Origin of the sequence: Lysobacter sp. TAB13 (assembly GCF_052113885.1) — a bacterium.
GTDB classification, from domain to species: Bacteria; Pseudomonadota; Gammaproteobacteria; order Xanthomonadales; family Xanthomonadaceae; genus Lysobacter; species Lysobacter gummosus.
Genome location: NZ_JBFRDR010000156.1, coordinates 1 through 492, shown reverse-complemented (window position 1 = coordinate 492; position 492 = coordinate 1). Strand labels below are relative to the sequence as shown.

Here is a 492-nt window from a genome sequence, read left to right as displayed (position 1 = left end):
GGCTTCTGCCGGGGCCGCTGCATCGATCACGACCATCCAGCCGCCGACGCCGCTGGCGCCTTCAGCCGGGTAGGCCCTCAACGGCTGGCCTCGAGGATGAAGAAGAAGCCGAAGCCAATGGCGGTCAGCAGGAGGCCAAGCCCGAGTCCGAGGCGGGCGGCAGAAATCTGGGCGATGAGCTCTGTGCGAAAGCCCGCTCTTTCCGCCTCATGCTCACGGCCATGTTTGTGGAACTGGCTGGCATAGAGATCCGGAGTCATCTGGTGGCCGACCGGCCGGTTCTCCTCGAGCTCAAAGCGGATCGCTACGAAGGCGATGAAGAGGCCGAGCAAGCCGACGCCGAACCAGCCGATCGCCTGCAAAGCCAGCCAGGCGAGACCAAGCTGCGCCGCGACGCAGACGACGACGAGCGCCAGTCGCTCAAAATTTCTCGGCGGCGGCATCGACGGTCACCCCCTTAACGAAGAAGGCCGCTGCGAGTGATCGCAGCGG

1 protein-coding gene is annotated in these 492 nt (G+C 65.2%); it reads right to left on the bottom strand.

The genetic code is table 11. The annotated features are described in order from the left end of the window. Window positions 1–77 precede the first annotated feature (77 nt). Window positions 78–443: a hypothetical protein gene (locus AB4Y92_RS25610; RefSeq protein ID WP_441822174.1), complete on the bottom strand. Its 366-nt coding sequence runs from the start codon at window positions 441–443 to the stop codon at window positions 78–80. Window positions 444–492 lie beyond the last annotated feature (49 nt).

Coding starts and splice junctions, on each gene's coding strand:
- AB4Y92_RS25610 (WP_441822174.1), bottom strand. CDS start 443: ATGCCGCCGCCGAGAAATTTTGAGCGACTGGCGCTCGTCGTCGTCTGC.